The sequence below is a fragment of the Melaminivora alkalimesophila genome, from assembly GCF_000282995.1.
In the GTDB taxonomy this organism is placed as follows: domain Bacteria; phylum Pseudomonadota; class Gammaproteobacteria; order Burkholderiales; family Burkholderiaceae_C; genus Melaminivora; species Melaminivora alkalimesophila.
Genome location: NZ_ALEE01000647.1, coordinates 1 through 1,855, shown reverse-complemented (window position 1 = coordinate 1,855; position 1,855 = coordinate 1). Strand labels below are relative to the sequence as shown.

Sequence of the window (1,855 nt, the reverse complement as noted above, 5' to 3'; positions counted from 1 at the left end):
CGCTGGCGGCGCGCTCGCGCCCGCCGACCCAGGCCGAGCTGAACAACACCGACGTCGGCCCCTGGTTCGTCGCCCCCCATGAGCCGGCCTTCATGATGGAGCTGCAGCACCGGCTGAAGCAGGCGGGGCTGTACCAGGGCCCCCTGGACGGCCGCTTCGACGACGCCACGCGCCAGGCCATCGCCGCCTGGCGGATGCGCATCGGCCTGCCGGCCAGCGAGGTCATGGACGAGCGCAGCTGGACGCCGCTCATCCGCCGCACCCGCCTGCCGCGCTACGCCGACCTGTTCAGCGCACCGCCCGCCAGCAGCAGCACGCAGGAGCTCGACCCGCGCTGCACCACGGGCCGCGTCATCTGCATCTCGCGCCAGCAGAAAAAAATGTCGTACGTGGACAACGGCCAGGTGCGCTTCACGCGCGAGGCGCGCTTTGCCATGCCCGGCTGGGAGAGCCCCGAGGGCGAATTCCGCATCTGGTACATGAACCACGAGACGGTCTCGAAGATCTTTGGCGAGCGCACGCCCATGCCCTATGCCATCTTCTACGACGGCAACGTGGCCGTGCACTACTCCCAGGACTTCGCCGACAAGGGCTACGCCGGCGGCTCGCACGGCTGCAGCCAGCTGCGCGACTACCAGGTCGCCAAGTGGCTGTACGAGCAGGTGAAGGTCGGCGACCGGGTGGTCGTGTACTAGGCGCCACAGCGCCCCGCAGGCGGCCCTGCCCGTCTATGCTGGCAGGATCGCACCCACCGCCTGCCGCGCCCCGCCATGAAACTGCTCGCCCCCGGCACCGAGATCGACGGCTTCGTCGTCCACGAATGCATCCACTCGGGCGGCATGGCGCACATCTACCGCGCGGGCTACGCGGGCGCGGCGCGCGATTCGGGCTTTCCGCTGGCGATGAAGATCCCGCGCATGACGGTGCACGACGGCGCGGAGAACATCGTCAGCTTCGAGGTCGAGCTCACCATCCTGCCCACGCTCGCCGGCCCGCACGTGCCGCACTTCGTCGCCGCCGGCGACCTGCTGCGCCTGCCTTACCTGGTCATGGAATACGTCGAGGGCCGCACGCTGCAGCACTGGCTCGACACCCACCCGGCCAGCGACCATGCGGCGCGCAGCCCCGAGGCGATCGCGCGCATCGGCGCGGCGCTCGCCCGCGCGGCGCACAGCCTGCACGAGCAGGACGTCTGCCACCTCGACCTGAAACCCGCCAACGTGCTGCTGCGCGAGGACGGCAGCGCCGTGCTGCTGGACTTCGGCCTGTCCTGCCACGCGCACTACCCCGACCTGCTGGCCGAGGAGATGAGAAAGGCGGTCGGCTCGCCCGCCTGGATCGCGCCCGAGCAGGTGGTGGGCGTGCGCGGCGACCTCAGGAGCGACCTGTTCGCCATCGGCGTCATCCTCTACGAGATGGCCACCGGCGAGCTGCCCTTTGGCGCCCCGGCCACCGCCGGCGGCATGCGCCAGCGCCTGTGGATGGCGCCCACCCCGCCGCGCGCCCACCGGCCCGACCTGCCCGCATGGCTGCAGGAGATCATCCTGCGCTGCCTGGAGCCGATGGCGGCCGAACGCTACCCTTCCGCTGCCCAGCTGGCGCTCGACCTGGCCAACCCGGACCAGGTGGCGCTCACCGAACGCGGCCGGCGCACGCGCGGCCCCGGCCTGCGCCGGCAGCTTCGGCGCTGGATCCAGGCGGCGGGCATGCACTACCAGCCCAGCCCGCTGCCGCACGACCAGATCGAGCAGGCGCCCATCGTCATGGTGGCGGTGCCCCACGCCGACGTCGGCGACGCCACGCTCTACTCCCTGCGCGAGGCGGTGGCGCGCTCGCTGGGCATCCGCCCGGGGGC

The 1,855-nt window shown here is 71.9% G+C and carries 2 protein-coding genes; both read left to right on the top strand.

The genetic code is table 11. The features are described 5' to 3' along the window. Nucleotides 1-695, top strand: a 695-nt coding sequence (locus A612_RS12595; protein WP_019374825.1) for a L,D-transpeptidase family protein, incomplete at its 5' end; no start/stop codon positions are given. A gap of 75 nt (nucleotides 696-770) precedes the next feature. After that, the coding region (locus A612_RS12590) for a serine/threonine protein kinase (RefSeq protein WP_019374824.1) at nucleotides 771-1,855 on the top strand (1,085 nt) is incomplete at its 3' end.